The organism is Rhizobium sp. K33, from assembly GCF_056501445.1.
The window spans coordinates 2,297,312-2,318,905 of sequence record NZ_CP096478.1 but is presented as its reverse complement, the minus strand read 5'-3'; the positions used below and the strand labels follow the sequence as shown (position 1 = coordinate 2,318,905).

The window sequence follows — 21,594 nt, the reverse complement described above, 5'->3', positions numbered from 1 at the left end:
CTTTGCCGATCAGATGAGCGGGCAACCGCGGCGATTGGCGAAACGCAGCTGTTCGGGACCGCGGCGGGTGAAGCCGCGCACGGTCACGCTGCGGTCGGTGACGCGAACGACTTCGGCGCGGCGCAGACCTTCTTCCTGGGCGGCGCGCTGGGCTGCACGCGGGCTGCAGCCGCGATCACGACGGTCGCGATCGCGATCGCGGATGATCGGGCGAACGCCATCGGGGCCGATGCGCAGCTCGACATCCTGGGCGGAGGCTGGCGCGGCGAAGGGGGCGGCCAGCGGAACGCTGACAAAGGCAAGCGTGGTGACGAGGGCTGCACGCAACAATTTGGCGGACATGATCGGGGTCTCCTTGACTGTCGTGGCGGAAGAAGTCGCAGGAAGCCCGAAAGTTCCGTCGTCTCAGGCAGATGAGAATGGTTTCAGCGCCACTCGTGCAGCCGGTCAGCCATCAGAGGCCGGGTCATGACCAGTGGCAACTTGCCCTCTGCGCGCTCGGCATAGGCCATCGCATCCGCCTCGTCGTTGAAGCCGATGAAGATCATCGACAGCGATTGCGCCTTCGGCGCGCCCTTTTTGCGAAAAGCAAGCTTCACCGCACAATGGGGAAAGGCTTCGTCCAGCACGGCGCCTTCGGGCAGGGCATCCGACAGCGCGAGATGGGCGCCGAGGCCGAGGAAACGGTCGATGGCGGCAAAGGCAGTCGCCTCGGGCAGCTGCTTGTTGTCAGAGGATCCCGGCGCGCGGCCCCAGAACAGGCTGTCGACCAGCCCCTTCGCCCGCTTCGACTTCACCACCACGAGCCCGCCGGCCGCGACAAGCTCCAGATGGGCGTCCCAGGTCTGGAAGAGATCCGGGGATCGGTGGAGTTCGGTGAGGAGGGGGCGCAGCGTGGCGGTGAGGTCGGTGTGGAGGGCAGGGGGCATCAATTGGGTGTCTCGACGTGTGTGTGGTGCGGCCTCGTAGCATGGTGGGAGCGGGGTGGATATGGGGGTGATGGCGATGCGCATCCCAAGTGCGCAGCGTCACACTCGCCGCTGGCCGAGTCATATGTCTGCAGCTTTTGGACATGCTCTATCTCGGTTGCAGCTGTATCTTCGAGTTCGCCCGCAAACTACAATCGGAAATTTCAGATCATGGCTTCCAAGTTGTCTCTGGCTGCGTTCGCCTGCGCGACATTCTTGCCGTGCCATGCAGTTCGGGCCGTCGACATCACGACGCCTACGACTATCTATACGGCAGACGAATACGGCGGCGCGGTCATCGATCTCAGCAGTCGTCTCCGCTACGGTACGGTCGGAACATCCGCCACCTTGACTTCGCCCATCAACCTGGTTGCGAACGCGTCGAGTACGATTTCCGCCACGGATTCGTCGACCCTGACTTTTCAGATATCGATTTTCGCTGCCGGTCACGAGCTTACCCTCGGTTCGGTCGTGGATACTGGTACCGTCGAAATTACTCGTGTGGGGGGTGGTGGGCTCTCGGGAGCGAATAGTTTTCGTGTTGCAGGTGGAACGGCCGTTGTGTTCGACAATGCCCGCTTCGTGGTCGCGATGGCAGGCGGGACGACCGTGGACGAGGGTGCCACTCTGGTCCTGGATGGCCCAAGTGACGTATATCGGCTCAAGGGATCGGGGCGCTTGGATGCATCCGGAGACGATCTATACGTGATCGAGCCCAATTTCTTCGGCGAAATCAGGAATGTCGACACCCTAACTGCCGGTGGCGGATCGCTCGAAGGGACACTGGTCAATGTCAATCGGCTGGCCGTCGCGGACGGGTCGATCCTCACACTGAACCAGTCCGGTGTGGTCAACACGATTGCGGAGGCGGTCGGGAATCTCTCCTCCGTTTCTGTCGGAGACGGTAGCCAGCTGCAATTCGGGCTCTTCGATCTGACGCTCAACAATCTTTCGGGACTCGGAGTGGTACGAGGAATTGGAGACCTGACGATCAATGGAGGCTCGTTCGACGGCACCTTAGAGAGTGCACAAGACGTAATCTTTACAGGCACATCCCGGTGGCTCGGTAACTTCATTTCGGCACGCAGTGTCATTGTGGAGGATGGCGCAAGCCTGACTTTTGGGGGCAATATTCCCATGACGGGCGACGGCATCCCAGTGGAGATCAACGGCGTCTTGGCCACGTTTGGCGACTGGAGCCTCGGCGCGATCACCGGTGATGGGCACATACGTGCTGCCGTAGACCTGATCGTCGGGGTCGGCGGTGCAAGCAGCCAATTTGATGGTTTTATCGAGGGTTCCAATAGAAGCCGGCTTGTCAAGACCGGGGCCGGAACGCTCACGCTTGGGCAAACCTCAAGCCTCGACGCGGATGTCCGGGTTGATGAGGGTTCCCTCGTCATCGCGACATTGGATGCGGCGGGGGACATCGAGAACAATGCGTCAGTTGTCTTCGATCTGGGGGCGGCCGACGACACCTATGGTGGTGCACTCTCCGGCAGCGGAACCTTTACCAAACTCGGCACAGGCATCCTGACGCTTTCCGGTAGCAACACGCTTTCCGGCACATTTGAAGTGTTTGGCGGAGGTTTGCTGACCAATGGGCTCGGGCTTCAGGGCAATGTCGTCAACGATGCGCTGGTGACCCTTGATGAGACATCCTCCGGCACCTATGCCTCGACCATGTCGGGTAGCGGGGCGCTGGTGAAAACGGGGGCCGGCCGTCTGAACTGGACTGGAACAGGCACATTCTCCGGCGGGACCGAGGTGGAGGAGGGGCTCCTCTCCGTTAACGGAAACCTCTCCGGATTGGTGACGGTCGATGACGGGGCGGCGCTCGGTGGCTCCGGAACGGTTGGTGCCTTCGATGCGCTGACGGGCGCGACCATCGCGCCTGGCAATTCCATTGGCACGCTCACCGTGGCCGGCGATGCGGATTTTGCCGCCGGCTCCGTCTATGATGTCGAGGTCGATGGGCTTGGCAATGCAGACTTGATCGATGTGGGCGGTGTGCTCACCGTATCGAGCGATGCCACGGTGAGTGTCGGACCGGAAAACGGCACCGATACCGGCATCGATTATGCCTCGCCGCTCACCTACACGATTGCGACAGCCGCGGGTGGTGTAAGCGGAACCTTTGGGTCGGTTGCCGACAGCTTCGCCTTTCTCGATTCCTCACTCTCCTACGATGCCAATAATATCTACCTGACGCTGACCAGGCTCTCCTTCGCTACCGACCCGGGCAATGACAATGAGGGGGCCGTGGGTGAGGCGATCGACAGCTTGCCGAGCGGGCCGGTGACGGATGCGCTGCTCGGGGTAACGGACGATGAGCGTGCTGATGCGTTGCGGGACCTTTCGGGCGAGATCCATGCCTCGATTGGCCAGGGGCTGACGGATCAAGCCGGTGTGATGCGTAGTGGGATCCTCTCCGAGCTCGCGGCACCTGAACGCGGTCGCTACTGGAGCATTGCACAGGGTCTACACAGCCATTTCGAGGCCGACGCCGTGTCGAGCGAGGGCCGTATGTCGGGCGGTGGTGTCCTGTTTGGCGGTGATATTCTTTACGGCGAGGGCTTGGTGCTCGGTATCATGGCCGGCTACGACCATCTCGGCATGACACTCCCCGACCGGCAATCCGAGGCGTCTGTCGACAGCGTCAGCCTCGGCACTTATGGGCTTTTGGATTATGGCCCGACAGCGCTGCGCTTCGGCGGTCTCTATTCATGGCATGCCATCGACAGTGAGCGTGATGTCGACTTTTCCAGTCTCGACGAAAGATTGACAGCGGACTATCGCGGCTCGACCGTGCAGGGGTTTGCCGAAGCGAGTTATGCGGTAGAGATAGGCGAGACCGTGCTCGAGCCCTATCTGGGAGGGGCGCTGGTTTATGGCCGACAGTCTGAGTTTTCCGAGACGGGTGGCGCAGCCGCTCTTTCCGGCGCGGCCGAGGACCAGTTCAGCGCCTACGGCATGGTCGGGCTTCGTCTGCGGCACGAGTTGATGCTTGGCGAGCGAAAGGTCCGCCTGCATGGCCAACTTGGCATGCAGCATCTTCTCTATGGGGATCGTTCGGCGGCCGTACTTGCGTTCGACGGGAGCGATAACTTCCGGGTGGAGGGCAAGGGGGCCGCGCAAAATGCCGGCGTGCTGAAGTTCGGCATATCCACCGAGATCGCCGCCGGTGCGGATTTCAGCCTCAGCTACGACGCAAGGCTCGGTGAGGGCGACAGCCTGCATTCGGTGAAGGCGGGTCTGCGGGTCGCCTTCTGAGGCATAAACAGTCTGTGTAACCCAATAGAAGACCCCGCCAGATCTGTCCGGCGGGGTCCTGGTCTCCCTCAATCCTCACACGCTAAACCGCGCTCTCAGAGCTCCATGGCCCGATCAAGGTCCACTTCCTGAAATCGGGTTGGGCACTCATTGTCCCGAACCATCTCCACCACATCCTCGACAACCACAACGCGCCCGATCTTCCGATCCAGATAAAGCAGGGTCACGCGCGCGTGTTCGTCATCATAAGAACCGATGCATTCCCTCGGCAGCAGAACGCGGTAGTCTCGTTGATAGGCGTCGATGGCGGCGGTTCGAATGCAGGCGTGGGTGTTGATACCGCAGAGGACGAGATGATCGACCTTCTGCTCCTGCAGGTACTGATCGAGCGTGGTGCCGAAGAAGGCGCTGTAGCGCTTCTTGATGATGGTCACGTCGTTTTCAGAGGCTTCGAGGTCTGGATGAAGTTGTGCGCCCAATGTTCCCTCGATCACGCCGGCAATGTGCTTGTCCCGCATTTCCAGAAAGGCGTCGCTCAGGTCGGCGCGGAATTCCTGCCGTATCCAGACAATGGGCAGAGTCTCTGCGCGAAAGGTGCGGACGAGGTGGTTCGTGTTCGCGACCAGGGAGGTGACGACGCTGGTATCCAGCGACGCGAGGAAGTCGTTCTGGAGGTCGATGATCAGGAGGCACGGTTTCATGTCGCTGATCGTTATGGGCTTGGCACGACAGACATGTGACGGAGTGGGGTGCCAAGGGTGCAGTCGTCATGCTCGGCCTTGTGCCGAGCATCTGCCGCGGCGTCCGCACTCTCGACCGTGCCGTCTGCCGCTGGCGGCAGTAGATCCTCGGGACTTCGCCCGAGGATGACGCCCGTTGAGGCTTTTGGGTCAACGAAAAACCCCGCCGAATTTCTCCGGCGGGGTCCGTATTCCCTTACTCCTCAAGCGCTTGCCCGCGCTCTTAGAACTCGACAGCCCGATCGCCATCCTCGTCCTGAATGCGAGTCGGCAAACCGATCTTGTTCAGCAGATTGATAAACGGCTTGGGCGGCAGTTCTTCGACGTTGGCCATCTTCTTGACGTCCCATTCGCCCGTCGCGACCAGCATCGCGGCTGCGACCGGGGGGACGCCGGCGGTGTAGGAGATGCCCTGGCTGCCCACTTCGTTATAGGCTTCCTTGTGGTCGGCGACGTTGTAGAGGAAGACGGTCTTTTCCTTGCCGTCCTTGAAGCCCTTTACGTAGTCGCCGATGCAGGTCTTGCCTTCGTAGTTGGGGGCAAGCGAGGCCGGGTCGGGCAGGCAGGCCTTGACGACCTTGAGCGGCACGACTTCGGAACCGTCGGCCAGCTTGACCGGCTGTTCGGAGAGGAGGCCGATCGACTTCAGGACGGTGAAGACGTTGATGTAGTGATCGCCAAAGCCCATCCAGAAGCGCACATCGGCGCCGTCCATGTTCTTGGCCAGCGAATGCACTTCGTCATGGCCGCAGAGATAGGCGCGGCGGGTGCCGACGACCGGCAGGTCGTAGTCCTTGCCGATCTCGAACATCTTGTTGACCTTCCATTCGCCGCCCTGCCAGGAATAGACGACGCCGGTGAATTCGCGGAAGTTGATTTCCGGGTCGAAGTTCGTGGCGAAATACTTGCCGTGGCTGCCGGCATTGATGTCGACAATGTCGACGTCGGTCACCTTGTCGAGATATTCGTCCTTGGCGAGACGCGCATAGGCATTGACGACGCCCGGATCGAAGCCGGCGCCGAGGATGGCGGTGATGCCCTTTTCCTCGCATTCGGCGGCCCGCTTCCACTCGTAGTTTCCGTACCACGGCGGGGTTTCGCAGATCTTGTTCGGCTCTTCATGGATCGCGGTGTCGATATAGGCGACGCCGGTGTCCATGCAGGCGCGCAGCACCGACATGTTGAGGAAGGCGGTGCCGACATTGATGACGATCTGAGTGCCCAGCTTCTGGATCAGGGCATTGGTGGCTTCGATGTCGAGAGCGTCGAGTGCATGGGCTTCGAGAACGCCTTCCTGCTTCATCGCCTTCTTCTCATGCACGGAAGCGATGATGGCGTCGCACTTCGCCTTGGTGCGCGAGGCGATATGGATGTCGCCGAGCACGTCGTTGTTCTGCGCGCACTTGTGGGCGACCACCTGGGCGACGCCGCCGGCGCCGATGATGAGCACGTTCTTCTTCATAATGGGACCAACTCCTATGTCCAATCGTCAGAACCTGTTCCTGAGGGAGTTCAGGACAGGCTTGTTTCGTAGTCCGTGTAGTCGAACTCACGGACCGTCCTGAGGCTGCCATCCAGTTCGCGGATGGCGATTGCCGGCATTTGCACGCCGTTAAACCAGTTTTTCTTGACCATCGTGTAGCCGGCGGTGTCCTGCAGCGAGATGCGATCGCCGATGTTCAATTCCTGTTCGAAATTGAACTCGCCGAAGATATCGCCCGCGAGGCAGGACTTGCCGCAGACCTGGTACCGGTGCGGTCCCTGGTTGGGGTGGACCTTTGCGCTTTCCCGGTAGATCAGGAGATCGAGGAGATGCGCTTCGATGGATGAATCCACCACGACAAGATCCTTGCCGTTGTAAAGCTTGTCGAGCACGGTGACTTCGAGCGTGGTCGACTTGGTGATCGAGGCTTCGCCGGGTTCCAGATAGACCTGGACGCCGAATTCGCCGGAAAAGCGCTTGAGGCGCTCTGCGAATTTTTCGAGCGGATAGTTCTCGCCGGTGAAATGAATGCCGCCGCCAAGCGAGACCCAGTCGGCCTTCTTCAAGAGGGGACCGAACTTCTGCTCGATGTCGCCCAGCATGCGGTCGAAGAGGTCGAAATCGCCGTTTTCGCAGTTGTTGTGGATCATGAAGCCGGAAATCATGTCCATGACCGGCTCGACCTTTTTCAGGTCCCATTCGCCCAGCCGCGAGAAGGGGCGGGCGGGGTCGGCAAGATCGAAGCTCGAGGAGGAGATGCCGGGGTTCAGCCGCAGGCCGCGGATGATGCCGGAGGACTGTTTCTCGAAGCGGGTCAGCTGGCCGATCGAGTTGAAGATGATCTTGTCGGCATGGCTGACGACTTCGTCGATCTCGTAGTCGGCATAGGCCACGGAATAGGCATGGGTTTCCTTGCCGAAACGCTCATGGCCGAGGCGGACTTCATTGAGCGACGACGAGGTCGTGCCGTCCATGTAGTCGCGCATGAAGTCGAAGACCGACCAGGTGGCAAAGCATTTCAGCGCCAGAAGCGCCTTGGCGCCGGAGAGCTCGCGCAATGTCGCGATCTTCTCCATGTTGTGGAGTAGCTTGGACTTGTCGATCAGGTAATAGGGAGTCTGGATCAAGGCTCTATCCTTCGTGAACCCAGCCATATCAGGCGGAAGTGAACGGGACGCCCCGAATGCGTCGGGGGGTCCCATAGGCAAAAGGGGGTCAAAAGGCAAGCGGAAGGTCGGGGATTCCACGTCCACATCCTGTTTGCCGGACAAGAGTGAAATGCCGATGACGGGCGGACGGTGGCGCTTCGTGTTGCCGCTCTGCGTTGAGGGGGATGCAGCCATGCACGGGGCGGCTGGCTGCGTTCAGCAATCGGCAATCTTTGCGTTGCTAAGCCTGGTTGTATCGGTACCGCCTGGACGCCTCATGCATCTCGACCTCGCCACCATTCTCATCCTGCACCCATTGTCGCTGACAGTCGGTGCCTTGTGCTTCCTCTATCTCCGCTTTCGCTCCCGCCGCAGCCGCGGGCTCGGCAAGATGGCGATCGGATCTCTGGTGCTGGCGGCAGCCTCCGTGCTTGCCGGGGCATCGGAGCAGGGGGTGCTCGCCTATGCGACCTGGACCTATACGACGTCGATCGTCACGCCGATCGCCTATGTGCTGATGCTGGCGGGGCTTACCAACGTGGTGACGGAAGATCGGGCAGGCCGGGTCTGGTGGCTGCTGGCCGTGCCGGCGCTTATCACGATTGCGGCGTTTTTGACCGAGTTTCCGCTGGTGCGCGAGTATCGCGGGGCGGTGTTTCTCACCTGCATGGGTGGGTTCTCGGCTGCGTGTGGGGCGCTGGTGCTTGCGGATCCGAAATGCCAGACGCTGACGAGCCGCTACGGGCTTGCCGCCGCCTTCGGGTTCAAGGCGCTGACCGCCATGGCGACATTCGGTGCCCTGCTCAGGCCCGACGTGTTTCAGGTGACGCCTGCGGGTGCGTTTCTCGTCCTCATCCTCTGTCAGTTCGCGATTGCCATGTTCGTGTTGATCCTGGTCCAGGAGCGGGCCGAGCAGCGGCTCATCGCGCTCACCGAAACCGACAGCCTGACGGGTATCCGCAATCGCCACTGGATGATGGATCGCCTGCCGCGCCAGGCGGCCTCCGGCAGCGCCTATGTCATCATCGACATCGATCACTTCAAACAGGTGAACGACCAATACGGGCATCTGGCCGGAGATGCGGTGCTGACCGCGGTGGCGCAGGCGATGACGGACCTGCTCGGCGAAGAGGCGATCCTGGCCCGCATGGGGGGCGAGGAGTTCGGTCTTTATCTGCCGGATACGTCGGACGTGTCCGCCCTCCAAGCCGCCGAGCATTTGCGAACAAGGATTGCGAGCCTCAGCATCGCACATGAGGGCACGACGATCCCGGTGACACTGAGTGCGGGTGTCGCGACAGCGCCGCTGCCGATGTCCGTGACGCAGTTGATCGCGCGGGCCGACGAGGCGCTTTATGCCGCCAAGCGTAGCGGGCGCAACCGGGTGGTCGAGGCGCGTCTCGATGCCGCGGCCGTTGAAGGCGCTGCCGCGTTCGACCGGATTATGCTGACCGAGAGCTTCGCTTGAGCCCGGGCGGAACCTTTGGGCCCGGCCTGCGGCTTGCCAGCACCGGCAGAATTTGATTGGCCTTGCGTCATTCCTCTTTCTCTGGCGAGTCCATCATGCTGAAAGACTTTTCCCCCCAGGCCGCCTTCATGGGCGTGCTCGTCGCCTTTGTCGGTTTCGCCAGTTCCTTTGCCGTCGTGCTGCAGGGGCTGAAGGGCGTCGGTGCCACGGATTACGAGGCGGCATCGGGGCTGATGGCGCTATCGGTCGCCATGGGCATCTGCGGCATCGTCTTGAGCGTGTGGACGAAGCTGCCTGTCTCGGTCGCCTGGTCGACGCCGGGAGCGGCATTGATGGCGACCGCGGGCATTCCGCTTGGCGGCTTTCCGGCGGCCGTCGGCGCCTTTCTTGTCTGTGCGGCGTTCATTGTGCTCGCCGGACTGATCCGGCCGTTCGGACGGGCGGTGGCCGCAATCCCTGCACCGATCGCCAATGCCATGCTGGCGGGCGTGATCCTCAATCTCTGCTTTGCGCCGTTCAAGGCGGTGGCCTTCGATGCGGCACTCGGCCTGCCAATCCTCGTCGTCTGGGCCGTGGTGGCAGCCTTCAAGCGGCTTTATGCGGTGCCCGCGGCCCTCATCGCCTTCGTGGTGGTGCTGGTCTTCGGCGTCGACCTGCCGGAAGGTGCCATGGCGAGCTGGGCGGCATCGCTTGCGCCGCCGGTGGAGTTCGTGATGCCGCACTTCACCCTGCCGGCACTCGTTTCGATCGCGCTGCCGCTCTTCATCGTCACCATGGCGTCGCAGAACATTCCCGGCATTGCGATCCTCAAGGTCAACAAATACGAGCCCAATCCGGGACCGATGTTTGCCGTGACCGGCCTGTTCTCGGCACTCTCTGCGCCCTTTGGCGGGCATGCGGTCAATCTCGCGGCGATCACGGCGGCGATGTGCGCGGGCGAGGATGCGCATCCCGATCCTGCCAGGCGCTACTGGGCGGCGATCATTGCCGGGATCGGCTATGTGCTCCTGGGGCTGGCGGCTGGTGCGGTAACCGGGTTCGTGTCGCTCGCGCCGCCGATCCTCATTCAGTCCGTCGCAGGGCTGGCATTGATCGGCGCTTTTTCCGGATCCTCTGTCGCGGCATTTCAGGCGCCGGAGACGCGCGAAGCGGCGGCCGTGACATTCCTGGTGACGGCGTCCGGGATTTCGATCCTCGGGATCTCCGGGGCGTTCTGGGGGCTGATTGCCGGGGTGGCAATGCTGGGTCTGGTGAAACTTGCGAGAACCAGGGGATGAAGAGGCTTCGCATCCGGGCGATCGTCTTTGCACTTGCAGCCGGTTTCTTCGGCTACGTTTTCTACACGCGCTACTGGATCTGGCGCGACTGTATCGCGGCCTCGCAATCAAGCTGCCTGACGCCCGACGGCAGCAATGTCACCGATGGCGGAATGGTCTGGGGCGTGATTGCGCTTGGCTTCGCGGCGGCGGCTCTCATCGCTTAATTCGGGCGGCGCTGATCGGCGTGTGTCCCATCTGGCGCGATCGTTATGGTTGCGCTAGGTATTGCCATGGAGTTCGAATTCGATCCTGCCAAGAGCGAGGTGAACAAGGTGAAGCACGGAATCGATTTCGTCGCTGCGCAGGAGTTGTGGCGACCAGGCAACGGCCTGACCGTCGACGCGCGCTCGCAGGACGAGGTTCGATATGGTATCATCGGGCGGATTGCAGGCAAATTCTGGGTTGGGTACTTCACGCTCCGGCTTAACAAAATCCGGATCATTTCTGTTCGTCGGGCCAGAAAGGCGGAGATACGGCACTATGAAGACTATCACAGCGGCTGAGCTTGATCAGAAGTTCGATGACGGAGAGGACGTCAGCGAATATTTCGACTGGGCCAATGCGCGACATGTTAACTGGGGTCACCAGCTCATTCAGCTCGAATTGCCGAAGGAGGAGCTTTCGGCCCTCGATGCCGAAGCTGCGCGTTTGAATGTATCGCGGCACGAACTGGTTTCGCAGTGGATCCGTGAGCGTCTGAAACAGTCACCAAAATCAGCAGCTGAATAACACTCTTGCGCGATTCAATTCGTCGCGGTATTCCTCCTCCCATGAAGATCAACGGCACGACCATTGCTGCGACTGACATGACGGCCCGCTCTGCGGCCGGCTTCGTCGCGTCGGTGCCAAACTCGCTTCTTCTTCTCGGCCTTATCCGCGGTTGCCGGGTCCATTGAGGAGCGCCCGGCGGCCGGGTCAGCCGTTTGGCGATTGCTCCTCGAAATCCCCCTTTGTAATGCAACCCATCCCTTGAAAAGGGCCTGCTCGGACGTGTCAAAGCCAGACTGATTTGCTATCAGCTGCTCACGCCGACTAGGACGAGAAGAGACGAAGACGATGATTTTGAAGACCCATACCGTCAAGCAGGGCATGCCGGACGCTTCGCAGAAGTATCGCCCCTATCCGCAAATCGACATTTCAGACCGCACTTGGCCGTCCAAGGTGATCGACAAGGCGCCGATATGGTGCTCGGTGGACTTGCGCGACGGCAACCAGTCGCTGGTCAACCCGATGGGCCATGACCGCAAGGCCCGCATGTTCCAGCTCCTGCTCGACATGGGCTTCAAGGAAATCGAGATCGGGTTCCCGTCGGCGTCGCAGACCGACTTCGACTTTGCCCGGTGGTGCGTGGAGGAGGGTGGTGTCCCGGCCGATGTCTCGCTGCAGGTGCTGGTGCAGTGCCGGCCTGAACTCATCACGCGCACCTTCGAATCGCTGGAAGGTGCGACCAAGCCGATCATCCACTTCTACAATTCGACCTCCGAGCTGCAGCGCCGCGTGGTCTTCGGCAAGGACGTCGCCGGCATCAAGCAGATCGCTGTCGATGCCGCCAAGATGATCATGGACATGGCGGCCAAGGCTGGCGGCGGTTATCGTTTCGAATACTCGCCGGAAAGCTTTACCGGCACCGAGCTGGAAGTCGCGCTGGAGATCTGCAATGCCGTGATCGCCGAGGTGAAGCCGACGGCAGAGAACAAGCTGATCCTGAACCTGCCGTCGACCGTGGAGATGTCCACGCCGAACATCTATGCGGACCAGATCGAATGGATGTGCCGCAACATCGACAACCGCGAGAATGTGCTGATCTCGCTGCATCCGCATAACGACCGCGGCACCGGGATCGCGGCAACCGAGCTCGGCCTGATGGCCGGTGCCGATCGTGTCGAGGGCACGCTGTTCGGCAATGGCGAGCGCACCGGCAATGTCGACATCGTCACGCTGGCGCTCAACATGTACACGCAGGGCGTGGACCCGGAGCTCGACTGCTCCGACATCGAGCGGATCAAGGCCGTCTACGAATATTCCAACGAGATGGACATTCCGGAGCGTCACCCCTATGTCGGCGAACTGGTCTACACCGCCTTCTCGGGCTCGCACCAGGATGCGATCAACAAGGGCATGAAGGCGATCCGCCAGGCGAATTCGCCTGTCTGGGAGGTGCCTTATCTGCCGATCGACCCGCAGGATGTGGGCCGCACCTATGAGGCGATCATCCGGATCAATTCGCAGTCGGGCAAGGGTGGCATCGCCTATATCCTGCAGGAGGATTACGGCATCAACCTGCCACGCAACCTGCAGATCGAATTCCGCGAGGATATCCAACGGATCACCGACGAGGGTGGCAAGGAACTTCCTTCGAAGGCGATCTACGAACGCTTCATCGAGCGCTATGTCGACCAGACCGGCGCCCGCATCAAGTTCGTCGATCACCACACCTATCCGGCCGGCTCCGACCAGAAGGGGATCCGTGTCGTGGCCGCCGAGATCACCGATAACGGCGAGACGAAGCGGATCGAGGGCAAGGGCACCGGGCCGATCGACGGGTTCGTCAACGCGCTCTCGACCTATCTCGGGACCGAGCTCACCGTGCAGGATTACTCCGAGCATTCGCTGCAGCATGGCTCGAATGCGGCTGCGATCGCCTATGTCGAGATGGCCCATGCCGGCGGCAAGCTGTTCGGGGCTGGCATCAACACCAATATCGTGACGGCTTCGCTTGAGGCCATCGTGTCTGCCGCCAACCGCGTGCTGGACGAGCAGAAGAAGGCCTGATGCCATGACACTCTTCGCCGAGGTCCGACTTGCGTCCTCGGCGAAGGCCCCGCTTGTGCTGCTGCACGGATTTGGCGGGATCGGATCCGGTTGGGCGCCGGTTGTCGCGCGGCTCGATCCGGATCTGCCGCTTGTCGTCTACGACCTTCCCGGGCATGGGGCCTCGCTCGATGCAGAGGGCGTCGGGCATGCCGGCGTGATGGCCAAGGCCATTCTCGAGGATCTCGACCGGCGAGGCCTGTCCTCGTTCCATCTCTGCGGACATTCGATGGGCGGGGCTGTTGCCAGTCTGGTTGCGCTCAAGGCGGCGGATCGCGTGCGATCACTGACGCTGCTGGCGCCGGGTGGCTTCGGCTTCGAGATCAATCATGATGCGGTGCGGCGCTATGGCTCGGCCGTGGCGCATGATGCGCTGGCGGCCGGGTTGGCCGCGATGTTCGCGCCGGATGTCCGGTCGGATGCCTCGGGTATCGAGCGGCTGGCGGATGCGCGTCGGCTTCCCGGCGCGACCGAGCGCCTGATGGAGATCTTGCACTCCTTTCTCGTGGAGCTAGGCGGCCGGATCGGGCAGGGGACCTTGCCACTTGCGCGCTTCGAGGCGCTTTGCATTCCAACGCGGCTCTTGTGGGGGACGGAAGATCCGATCCTCCCGGTCGCTCAAGCCGGCCACGTCTGGGCGAGTGCCGAGGTGACGCTCATCGATGGTGTGGGGCATATGCTGATCGAGGAGGCGCCGGAGGCGGTGGCATCAGCGATTGCGGCAGCCGTTCAGGCGGACTGAACCGCTTCGCCCATCAGTCGCTCGCTGTGGTCGAGCTTGAGGGGCGCGTCTTCGCTTTCTATCTTGTAGCGCTGCCAGTCGAGCTGCCAGTTTCCCGCTTCGCCGTCGATTGAGAAAAGGTTGTAGCCGGCGGCCGGTTTCTTGGCACCGGGGCCCTGGCTTGCCGAGGCGATGCCCACGACGGGCACCTTCTTCTCGCGGTCCGCCAGCCAATAGAGCGTGTTCAAGTGGGTATGGCCATGCAGCACAAGTTCGGCGCCGCCCTTGCGGATGGCCGCGGCAAAGCGACGAATACCGAGCATGCGCTTGTGCTGGGGGGCGGCACCGCGGATTGGCGGATGGTGGATCATCACCACGCGGAACAGCCCCTCTTCGCCGGCGGCCTTGAGCAGGGCTGCCGTCTCGCGCGCCTGGCGGCCGCTAAAATAGCCTTGCGCGGAAAAGGGTGGGGTGGCGATCGAGGTGGAACAGCCGATCAGGGCGATCGGACCACGGCGTCGGATATAGGGGAAGAGCTTGTGGTCGTCCTGGAAGATTAGAGGGTCATCGTCGCCGCGCATGTAGTCGTACCAAGCCTGGACGACGCGTTCATGGGCGCCGGGCACATAGGCGTCGTGATTGCCCGGGACGACGGAGGTGTCGAGCGGGGCGCCCGCTTCCTTCAGCCACTCCGAGACGAGCTTGACCTCGAGCTTGGAGGCGAGGTTGACGAGGTCGCCGGTGATGGCGAGGTGGTCCGGGTTTTCGGCGCGCAGGGCGTCGAGAACCATTTCCAGTGCATTGGGGAAAAGATGCTTGCGGCGGTTGCGATGCCAGTTCACATAGCCGGTAATTCGCTTCGACGCCAATTCCCTGATCGTCAGGTTCGGCAGCGGGCCGAGATGCACGTCGGAGATGTGGGCGAGCTTGAACATGGCGCTTCTCTTAACGGCGCTGACACCGAGGGGCAAGGAAAATGAGGCCAGCAGGTGGTGCCGGAACCGGCTCCGATAGCGAAAGGCTCGGATGGCCGAAGAGGTTCCTTGTTCGCGTGCTGCATGTCTATTTCGCGCTGAGCCGCGGCATGACGCTCGGCGTACGGGCCGCCTGTTTCGACGAGGCCGGCCGGATCTTTCTCGTGCGCCATACCTATGTGCCCGGCTGGCATCTGCCGGGTGGCGGCGTGGAGCGCGGCGAGACGGCGATGGATGCGCTGATCAAGGAGATGCGGGAGGAGGGCAATCTGGAGGCGATCAGCGTCCCGGCGCTCTTCCACGTCTATTTCAACGCGCGGATCAGCGGGCGTGACCATGTTCTTCTCTACCGCGTCGACGTGCGGCAGACGGCCGAGCGACCTGCCGACCGGGAGATCGCGGAAGCCGGCTTCTTCCCGCTCGACGCCCTGCCGGAAGGCACGACCGAGGCAACGCGGCTTCGCATCGCGGAGCTGCGCGGGGAAACCTCCCCCGCGCATTACTGGTGAAGATCAGGCGCCAAGCGTCTCACGGCCGTGCGGGGCGGTCAGGTCCTCGTCCGGGCCAACGGGAACGACGCCGGTCGGGTTGATCATGGTGTGGCTGCGGTAATAGTGATGCTTGATGTGGCGCATCTCGACCGTCTCGGCCACACCCGGCGTCTGGTAGAGGTCGCGCAGATAGGCGGATAGTGCCGGGTAATCCGCGATGCGGCGGATATTGCACTTGAAGTGGCCGACATAGACGGGGTCGAAACGCACGAGCGTGGTGAAGAGCCGCCAGTCGGCCTCCGTCATGCTGTTATCGAAGAGATAGCGCTGGGTCTTCAGGCGATCTTCCAGCCAATCGAGCGTTTCGAAGAGCGGGAAGACCGCACTTTCATAAGCTTCCTGGGTCGTGGCGAAACCGGCCTTGTAGACGCCGTTGTTGACGGTGTCGTAGACGCGTTTGTTCACTTCGTCGATTTCGGCATGCAGAGCCTCAGGATGCATGTCGAGGGTCGAGCCCGTCAGGTGGTCGAAGGCCGAATTGAACATGCGGATGATTTCGGCCGACTCGTTGGAGACGATCGTACCTTTCTGCTTGTCCCAGAGGACGGGGACGGTCACGCGGCCCGAGAAATTCGGGTCGGCCTTGACATAGACCTGCCAGAGATAGTCGGAGCCGAAGAGTTGGTCGGCAGTCGCGCCGTCGCGCTCATGAAATTCCCAACCGTTTTCCAGCATCAGGGGATCGACGACCGAGACCGAGATCAGGTCTTCGAGACCCTTCAGCTTGCGGAAGATCAGCGTCCGGTGGGCCCAGGGACAGGCATAGGAGACATAGAGGTGATAGCGCCCGGCCTCTGCCTTGAAGCCGCCTTCACCGGAGGGACCGGCCGAACCATCCGCCGTCACCCAGTTGCGGAAGCTCGAATCGGCGCGCTTGAAATGCCCGGATGTCGATTTCGTGTCGTACCAGACGTCCTGCCAGATGCCATCTACCAGCCTGCCCATGATCGGTTCCTTGTCGTTTCAACTTGACCCGGAAGATACGGCGGTTGGCCGCGATTGCGAGGGGCGATGGGTTGAACACTGCGTTTTCCGTTGGACGGGAATAAATTTTGCTGCTATCGGAACCAAACTCAAAACCTAGAAGGCCCCTATGACCATCGCACGGAACCCACGACGACGCTGAAGCTCTCGAACGCACGAGCCCCGTGCGATTGAACCTAATTGCTGTCTGTCTACTGGTTTCGGTCATCCATGTTTCACTCCGGCCTTGTCTACCTCACCGAGGATGCGTCGCACGACGCGGTTATTGAAGTCATCAACGAAGAAGCCTTTGGTCCCGGTCGGCACACGCGTGCTGCCGCGCGCATTCGCGAGCAGGGGCCGCATGACCGGTCGCTCTCCTTCATCTGTGCCGACAATGGCGAGACGATTGCCTCCGTGCGCATGACGCCGGTGCTTGCCGGTGGCGTGAAGGGACATCTGCTCGGGCCGCTTGCCGTGCGGCCTTCCCACAAGAACCGGGGCATTGGCCGCGAACTCGTGCGGATCGCGATCGAAGCGGCACGGCGCAAGGGCTCGGAAGGCGTCATCCTGATCGGCGACCCGCCCTATTACATGCCGCTCGGTTTCGAGAAGGTCGCCTATAAGGCGCTGGAGTTTCCGGGGCCGGTCGACCCAAACCGCGTGCTGGTTGTGCCCTTGGCGGATGATGTGCATGCGCGGCTGAAGGGCGTGATCGCGTGGCATGATCCTGAAGCGTCTCAGGTGGAAGCCCTGAGCACCTTCACATCCGCCAAGGCCTATGCGGCAGGCTGATCCTCCACCATTCCCGGTGTTCAGGTGCCCTGAGTGGAACCAAGGTTGAACTGAGCTGTTCCCCCTGTCTTGTCCCCGCAGAGATCGGCCGCTTGCCGGTCGATCATGCGCTGAACCAGAGAGGAGACGCTGACATGCTTAAGTTCATCGGTGGAACAGTCGGAGCCATCTTTCTCATCGGGCTGATCGTGGTGATCCTGTTCCTGATGCTGATTTTCTAAGACCTGATGTCTAGGAGCTTAGGCGGGCGGCCTTGCCGCTCGTCTCCGGCTTCGTATTCGCTGAAGCCTCCGTGATGATTTCCGACGACGGACGCTCCCGTTCCAGCCATGCCCCGACATAGACGCGGTCGATCAGCTGCATTCCGAGCGCCGTGAGCGGGGTTGCCATTGCAAGGCCGATCAGCCCGAAGAGCGTTCCGAAGATCAGCTGCGAAGAGATGACCAGGACGGGCGGCAGCGAGACCTTTTCCTTCTGTACAAGAGGTGTGACCACGTAACTCTCCAGCGTCTGCACGGAGAGATAGACGGCGAGCACCATCAGTACAGCGTTCGTGCCGTCCGGAACGGCGAGCAGGAGGCCGGGTATTGCGGCGAGGATCGGCCCGACATTCGGGATGAAGGCGAGCAGGCCGGCGATCAGTCCCAGCACCAGAGCAAGCGGAATGCCGATGAGCCACAGGCCTAGGCCGGTGAGGATCCCGACGACCGACATCGAGATCAGCTGTGCGGAGAGCCAGCTTTGCAGCGTCGCGACGCTTTCGTTCAGCACTTCGCTTGCTTCGGGGCGCAGCGAGGGCGCGAAGAGCTTGATGAAGCCGCGGCGATAGGTGCCCGGGTCGAAGGCGCCGTAAAGGGCGATGAACAGCAGAAGCACGGTGTTGCCGAGATAGCCGAAGGCGGAGCCGAGCGCCTGGGTTGCCGCCCCGCCGAAGGCACCCGACCAGATGTCGGCTTCGCCCATGCGATTGAGGATTTCTCGACCCCAGGCATATTGCTCGACGCGGGAGGTGAGGCTCTCGGCCGCGTCCGGGATCTGGCGCCATAGTTCATCGAACTGCGTCGAGATGGCCGGGGCGGCCGCCGTGCCGGCGAGCGCCAGGCCGAGCAGGATCGCCAGCAGGAACAGGGCAACACCCCAGACAGGGCGCAGCGAAAGGTGACGGGCGAGCCAGACGCCGCCGGCGCGGAAGAAGACTGCGAGCAGCATGCCTGCAAAGATCATCAGCACGGTACCCGGCAGCAGGACGAGGAACAGGATCAACGCCGCTGCCAGCACCGCAAGCGAGATCGAAGGTCTCGACCATCCTCTTTCCCGCTCCACACGCTGGTGCGGTGCCATATCCTGTCGTGTCATTTGATCGCCCCTTGTTCGCGTCGATGGCCGCGGTCGGCCGCCGTGACCGCACAAGTGGAACAACTGCGCAGGCGTGATGTTCCGCGATCGGACGATATGGCTTTGAAGGGAAGGCGCAGAAAAGGAGATACGAGGCCGGGCGAAAAAAACCTCAGAACCGCTTGAGCAGCCAGCAGATATCATGGCCCTGCGCAAAATTCTCGATGCGGCCGAAGACGCTGTATCCGGCGCGTTCGTAAGCGCGACGTGCCACGGGATTGATCGTGTCGATATTGGCACCGATGCAGCCGCGGGATCTGGCTTCCTCTTCGGCCAATGCCAGAAGTTTGCCGGCCATGCCTTGTCCGCGCAGACGTTCGGGGACCAAGAGCAGTTCCACGTATAGCCAACCTCGACCGGTATAGCCGATCAGGCCACCATCGACGCTCCCGTTCTCCGCCGTGATCGGGATGAAGAGCTCCCTGCGGTCTGTCGGGCCGAGCAGGGTGTCGTTGTGCGCGCGGATGCCGGCGAGGATCTTCTCGCGGGCGGCTTCGGGAACAGTGTCTGTCAGGGTGAGCGGTGTCGTCATGCCTGCAGTTTCGCTGCTCAGCGTGGCCCTGTCGAGGGTGGCTCTCAAACTTTGTCGGAACCGTTCGGCGCAGTTCTTGTTGGGCAGGCATCAACCTGAACAGCGAAGACAGCGAGGAGACCCGGATGCGCGCATTGGTATGGCACGGCAAGGAGGATATTCGATGTGATCGGGTATCGGATCCGGAGATCGAGGATCCACGGGATGCGATCATCAAGGTGACGAGCTGCGCGATCTGCGGCTCGGACCTGCATCTCTTCCACAATTTCGTGCCGGCGATGATGCCGGGCGACATCATGGGCCACGAGACCATGGGCGAGGTCGTCGAGACCGGCTCCGGTCTGAACGGCACGCTGAAGAAGGGTGACCGGGTCGTCATTCCCTTCACCATCACCTGCGGTGAATGCGAGCAGTGTCGCCGCGGCAATTACTCCGTCTGCGAGACGACCAACCGCAAGAAGGAACTGTCCGAGAAGGTCTTCGGTCATACGGCCGGCGGTCTCTTCGGCTACACCCATTTGACGGGTGGCTATCCGGGCGGGCAGGCGGAGTATCTGCGGGTACCCTATGCCGACAGCACGCATATCAAGGTGCCCGACAGCATGAGCGACGAGCAGGCGCTGTTCTTGAGCGATATCCTGCCGACCGGCTGGCAGGCGGCGGTCCAGTGCGAGATCGAGCCGACCGACACCGTCGTCGTCTGGGGCTGCGGTCCCGTCGGGCAGATGGCGATCCGCAGTGCCGTGCTGCTCGGTGCGGCGCAGGTCGTGGCGATCGATTACCTTCCCGAGCGTCTCTCCATGGCCGAGGCCGGCGGCGCAATCCCCATCAACTTCAAGGAAGAGAGCGTCATCGAACGGCTCGATGAACTGACCAAGGGCAAGGGGCCGGAGAAGTGCATCGATGCCGTCGGCATGGAAAGCCATGTCTCGATGAGCCATCCCGACACGCTGATGGATCGCGCCAAGCAGATGATGCTGATGGAAAACGATCGGCCGCATGTGCTGCGCGAGATGATCTATGTCTGCCGGCCGGGCGGCATCATCTCCATTCCGGGCGTCTATAGCGGCCTCATCGACAAGGTGCCGATGGGCATGGCGATGAACAAGGGGCTGACCTTCCGCATGGGTCAGACGCATGTGAAGCGCTGGACGGACGATCTGGTGCGCCGGATCGAGGAGGGGCAGATTGACCCGTCCTTCGTCATCACCCACACCGTCGGCCTCGAAGAGGGGCCCGAGATGTACAAGGTGTTCCGCGACAAGCAGGACAGCTGCATCAAGGTCGTCCTGAAGCCGTAACCGGAGATATCGCCATGAATTTGCTCAGCACACTCAAACGTTCCAAGAGCGATCCGAAGGTTCTGGAGAAGGGGCCGAGCTCCTTTTCCTCTTCGGACCGGCTTGCCCGCAATCTCGGCTGGTTCAGCATAGGGCTCGGCCTCGTCGAACTGTTCGGCGCTCACCGCATCACGCGCGCGCTCGGCATGGAGGGGCAGGAAGTCATGGTCCGGTCCTATGGGCTTCGCGAGATCGGCTCGGGCATGATGACGCTTTCGGTCGACAAGGAGGTGGGGCTTGCCAGCCGCATCGCCGGCGACGGCCTCGACATCGTCGCGCTTGGATCGGCCATGCATCCCGACAATCCGAAGCAGGACAATGTGGCGATCGCGCTCGTCATGGTGGCGGGCGTGACGCTGCTCGACTTCATCGCCGCGGGTGCTGCCACCGGGCGACACTTGCGCCGCGGCGAGGTCAAGGACTTCGGCGACAGGAGCGGCTTTCCGAAGGGGGTATCAGCCTCTCGCGGGCTGGCGAAGGAAAAGGCGAAGGCGTTGATGGGATGAGTGGCTCGCTGTTACGGAGAGGCTGGCTAGTGCTACGGTTTCATTGTTAAAGAGAGACGCTGGAGACCATCGCCTCAGGACAAACATGTTTTCCGTTCCAACCCTGACCACCGCACGTCTCACCCTGCGTCCCATGCGCTCCGAGGACTGGGCCGCCTATCGCCGGCTGATGGGTTCGGAGCGCGCCCAGTACATGGGTGGTCCATTTTCCGATGCCGCTGCCTGGGGCATGTTCTGCGGCGACCATGCGCAGTGGGACCTGTTCGGCTGCGGCGCTCTGATGATCGACGAGACCGTGACTGGTGCCTGCGTGGGGCAGGTGGGGATCAATGTTGGACCTCTGTTTCCCGAGTTCGAACTGGGATGGTTCGTGTATCCGGAATTCGAGGGCAGAGGCTATGCCCGTGAGGCTGCGGAAGCGATGCTCAGCTGGGCGAAAGAGGTTCGGCAATTGCCGAGCCTTGTCAGCTATGTCGATCCCGCCAACAAGCGATCGGCGGGGCTTGCCGTGCGGCTCGGCGCCGAGCTGGACCCGAAGGCCGAGCGGCCGTCACCGGACGATCTGGTTTACCGTCACTATTGAGCAACCGGTCTGCTGATCGGTGCA

At 61.9% G+C, this 21,594-nt stretch carries 23 protein-coding genes; 14 read left to right on the top strand and 9 right to left on the bottom strand.

Annotated elements, in window-relative coordinates; all coding sequences use genetic code 11:
- Window positions 1–9: 9 nt before the first annotated feature.
- Both M1E12_RS11440 and M1E12_RS11435 read right to left on the bottom strand, forming a co-directional pair.
- Window positions 10–342, bottom strand: coding sequence for a hypothetical protein (locus M1E12_RS11440; protein ID WP_479561859.1), 333 nt, complete (start codon window positions 340–342; stop codon window positions 10–12).
- 83 nt (window positions 343–425) lie between these two features.
- Complete coding sequence (locus M1E12_RS11435) at window positions 426–929, bottom strand: hypothetical protein (protein ID WP_479561858.1); 504 nt, start codon at window positions 927–929, stop codon at window positions 426–428.
- Between the two features lie 210 nt (window positions 930–1,139).
- Between M1E12_RS11435 and M1E12_RS11430 the strand changes: the two genes are divergently transcribed.
- Window positions 1,140–4,241: an autotransporter outer membrane beta-barrel domain-containing protein gene (locus M1E12_RS11430; protein WP_479561857.1), complete on the top strand. Its 3,102-nt coding sequence runs from the start codon at window positions 1,140–1,142 to the stop codon at window positions 4,239–4,241.
- Between the two features lie 95 nt (window positions 4,242–4,336).
- On the opposite strand, the gene M1E12_RS11425 is transcribed toward M1E12_RS11430, so the two are convergent.
- The 3 genes from M1E12_RS11425 to M1E12_RS11415 all read right to left on the bottom strand — a co-directional run bounded on the left by M1E12_RS11425 (window position 4,337) and on the right by M1E12_RS11415 (window position 7,591).
- Window positions 4,337–4,942 carry a cysteine hydrolase family protein gene (locus M1E12_RS11425; protein WP_479561856.1) on the bottom strand — a complete coding sequence of 202 codons (606 nt, stop codon included), beginning with the start codon at window positions 4,940–4,942 and terminating at the stop codon, window positions 4,337–4,339.
- A gap of 262 nt (window positions 4,943–5,204) precedes the next feature.
- Window positions 5,205–6,443: a saccharopine dehydrogenase family protein gene (locus M1E12_RS11420; protein ID WP_479561855.1), complete on the bottom strand. Its 1,239-nt coding sequence runs from the start codon at window positions 6,441–6,443 to the stop codon at window positions 5,205–5,207.
- A gap of 50 nt (window positions 6,444–6,493) precedes the next feature.
- A complete protein-coding gene (locus M1E12_RS11415) occupies window positions 6,494–7,591 on the bottom strand; it encodes a carboxynorspermidine decarboxylase (RefSeq protein WP_479561854.1) in 1,098 nt (365 codons plus the stop codon).
- Window positions 7,592–7,889: 298 nt separating this feature from the next.
- On the opposite strand from M1E12_RS11415, the gene M1E12_RS11410 reads away from it, so the two are divergent.
- The 7 genes from M1E12_RS11410 to M1E12_RS11380 all read left to right on the top strand — a co-directional run bounded on the left by M1E12_RS11410 (window position 7,890) and on the right by M1E12_RS11380 (window position 13,952).
- On the top strand, window positions 7,890–9,080 hold the full coding sequence (locus M1E12_RS11410) for a GGDEF domain-containing protein (protein ID WP_479561853.1): 1,191 nt from the start codon (window positions 7,890–7,892) through the stop codon (window positions 9,078–9,080).
- 95 nt (window positions 9,081–9,175) lie between these two features.
- Window positions 9,176–10,357, top strand: coding sequence for a benzoate/H(+) symporter BenE family transporter (locus M1E12_RS11405; RefSeq protein WP_479561852.1), 1,182 nt, complete (start codon window positions 9,176–9,178; stop codon window positions 10,355–10,357).
- Window positions 10,354–10,563, top strand: a complete 210-nt coding sequence (locus tag M1E12_RS11400; protein WP_479561851.1) for a hypothetical protein — start codon at window positions 10,354–10,356, stop codon at window positions 10,561–10,563. Before M1E12_RS11405 ends, M1E12_RS11400 begins: the two co-directional genes overlap by 4 nt.
- 66 nt (window positions 10,564–10,629) lie before the next feature.
- The gene (locus M1E12_RS11395; RefSeq protein ID WP_479561850.1) at window positions 10,630–10,902 is read left to right on the top strand and encodes a BrnT family toxin; all 273 of its coding nucleotides are present in this window, start codon (window positions 10,630–10,632) and stop codon (window positions 10,900–10,902) included.
- Window positions 10,880–11,128 (top strand): type II toxin-antitoxin system BrnA family antitoxin, encoded by a 249-nt coding sequence (brnA, locus tag M1E12_RS11390; protein ID WP_479561849.1) that lies wholly within the window; start codon window positions 10,880–10,882, stop codon window positions 11,126–11,128. The genes M1E12_RS11395 and brnA overlap by 23 nt, the downstream gene beginning before the upstream one ends.
- 327 nt (window positions 11,129–11,455) lie before the next feature.
- Window positions 11,456–13,171, top strand: coding sequence for a 2-isopropylmalate synthase (leuA, locus tag M1E12_RS11385; RefSeq protein WP_479561848.1), 1,716 nt, complete (start codon window positions 11,456–11,458; stop codon window positions 13,169–13,171).
- A gap of 4 nt (window positions 13,172–13,175) precedes the next feature.
- Window positions 13,176–13,952: an alpha/beta fold hydrolase gene (locus M1E12_RS11380; RefSeq protein WP_479561847.1), complete on the top strand. Its 777-nt coding sequence runs from the start codon at window positions 13,176–13,178 to the stop codon at window positions 13,950–13,952.
- Here M1E12_RS11380 and M1E12_RS11375 read toward each other — a convergent pair.
- Window positions 13,940–14,866, bottom strand: a complete 927-nt coding sequence (locus tag M1E12_RS11375) for a metallophosphoesterase family protein (protein ID WP_479561846.1) — start codon at window positions 14,864–14,866, stop codon at window positions 13,940–13,942. The two genes, M1E12_RS11380 and M1E12_RS11375, sit on opposite strands and share 13 nt — an antisense overlap.
- Window positions 14,867–15,015: 149 nt before the next feature.
- On the opposite strand from M1E12_RS11375, the gene M1E12_RS11370 reads away from it, so the two are divergent.
- Entirely contained in the window at window positions 15,016–15,414 is a 399-nt protein-coding gene (locus tag M1E12_RS11370) for an NUDIX domain-containing protein (protein WP_246035071.1), read from the top strand.
- Window positions 15,415–15,417: 3 nt separating this feature from the next.
- On the opposite strand, the gene M1E12_RS11365 is transcribed toward M1E12_RS11370, so the two are convergent.
- Window positions 15,418–16,401, bottom strand: coding sequence for a glutathione S-transferase family protein (locus M1E12_RS11365; protein ID WP_479561845.1), 984 nt, complete (start codon window positions 16,399–16,401; stop codon window positions 15,418–15,420).
- 249 nt (window positions 16,402–16,650) lie between these two features.
- On the opposite strand from M1E12_RS11365, the gene M1E12_RS11360 reads away from it, so the two are divergent.
- Together M1E12_RS11360 and M1E12_RS11355 are read left to right on the top strand one after the other, a co-directional pair.
- Window positions 16,651–17,214: a GNAT family N-acetyltransferase gene (locus tag M1E12_RS11360; RefSeq protein WP_479561844.1), complete on the top strand. Its 564-nt coding sequence runs from the start codon at window positions 16,651–16,653 to the stop codon at window positions 17,212–17,214.
- A gap of 92 nt (window positions 17,215–17,306) precedes the next feature.
- Entirely contained in the window at window positions 17,307–17,435 is a 129-nt protein-coding gene (locus tag M1E12_RS11355) for a small membrane protein YohP (protein ID WP_479561843.1), read from the top strand.
- 10 nt (window positions 17,436–17,445) lie between these two features.
- On the opposite strand, the gene M1E12_RS11350 is transcribed toward M1E12_RS11355, so the two are convergent.
- Window positions 17,446–18,570, bottom strand: a complete 1,125-nt coding sequence (locus tag M1E12_RS11350) for an AI-2E family transporter (protein WP_479561842.1) — start codon at window positions 18,568–18,570, stop codon at window positions 17,446–17,448.
- 151 nt (window positions 18,571–18,721) lie between these two features.
- Window positions 18,722–19,141 (bottom strand): GNAT family N-acetyltransferase, encoded by a 420-nt coding sequence (locus tag M1E12_RS11345; RefSeq protein ID WP_479561841.1) that lies wholly within the window; start codon window positions 19,139–19,141, stop codon window positions 18,722–18,724.
- A gap of 125 nt (window positions 19,142–19,266) precedes the next feature.
- Here M1E12_RS11345 and M1E12_RS11340 point away from each other — a divergent pair, with 125 nt between their 5' ends.
- The 3 genes from M1E12_RS11340 to M1E12_RS11330 all read left to right on the top strand — a co-directional run bounded on the left by M1E12_RS11340 (window position 19,267) and on the right by M1E12_RS11330 (window position 21,570).
- The gene (locus tag M1E12_RS11340; RefSeq protein WP_479561840.1) at window positions 19,267–20,442 is read left to right on the top strand and encodes a zinc-dependent alcohol dehydrogenase; all 1,176 of its coding nucleotides are present in this window, start codon (window positions 19,267–19,269) and stop codon (window positions 20,440–20,442) included.
- A 14-nt stretch (window positions 20,443–20,456) separates the two neighbouring features.
- Window positions 20,457–20,987 (top strand): hypothetical protein, encoded by a 531-nt coding sequence (locus tag M1E12_RS11335; RefSeq protein ID WP_479561839.1) that lies wholly within the window; start codon window positions 20,457–20,459, stop codon window positions 20,985–20,987.
- A gap of 85 nt (window positions 20,988–21,072) precedes the next feature.
- Entirely contained in the window at window positions 21,073–21,570 is a 498-nt protein-coding gene (locus M1E12_RS11330) for a GNAT family N-acetyltransferase (RefSeq protein WP_479561838.1), read from the top strand.
- Window positions 21,571–21,594: the final 24 nt, after the last annotated feature.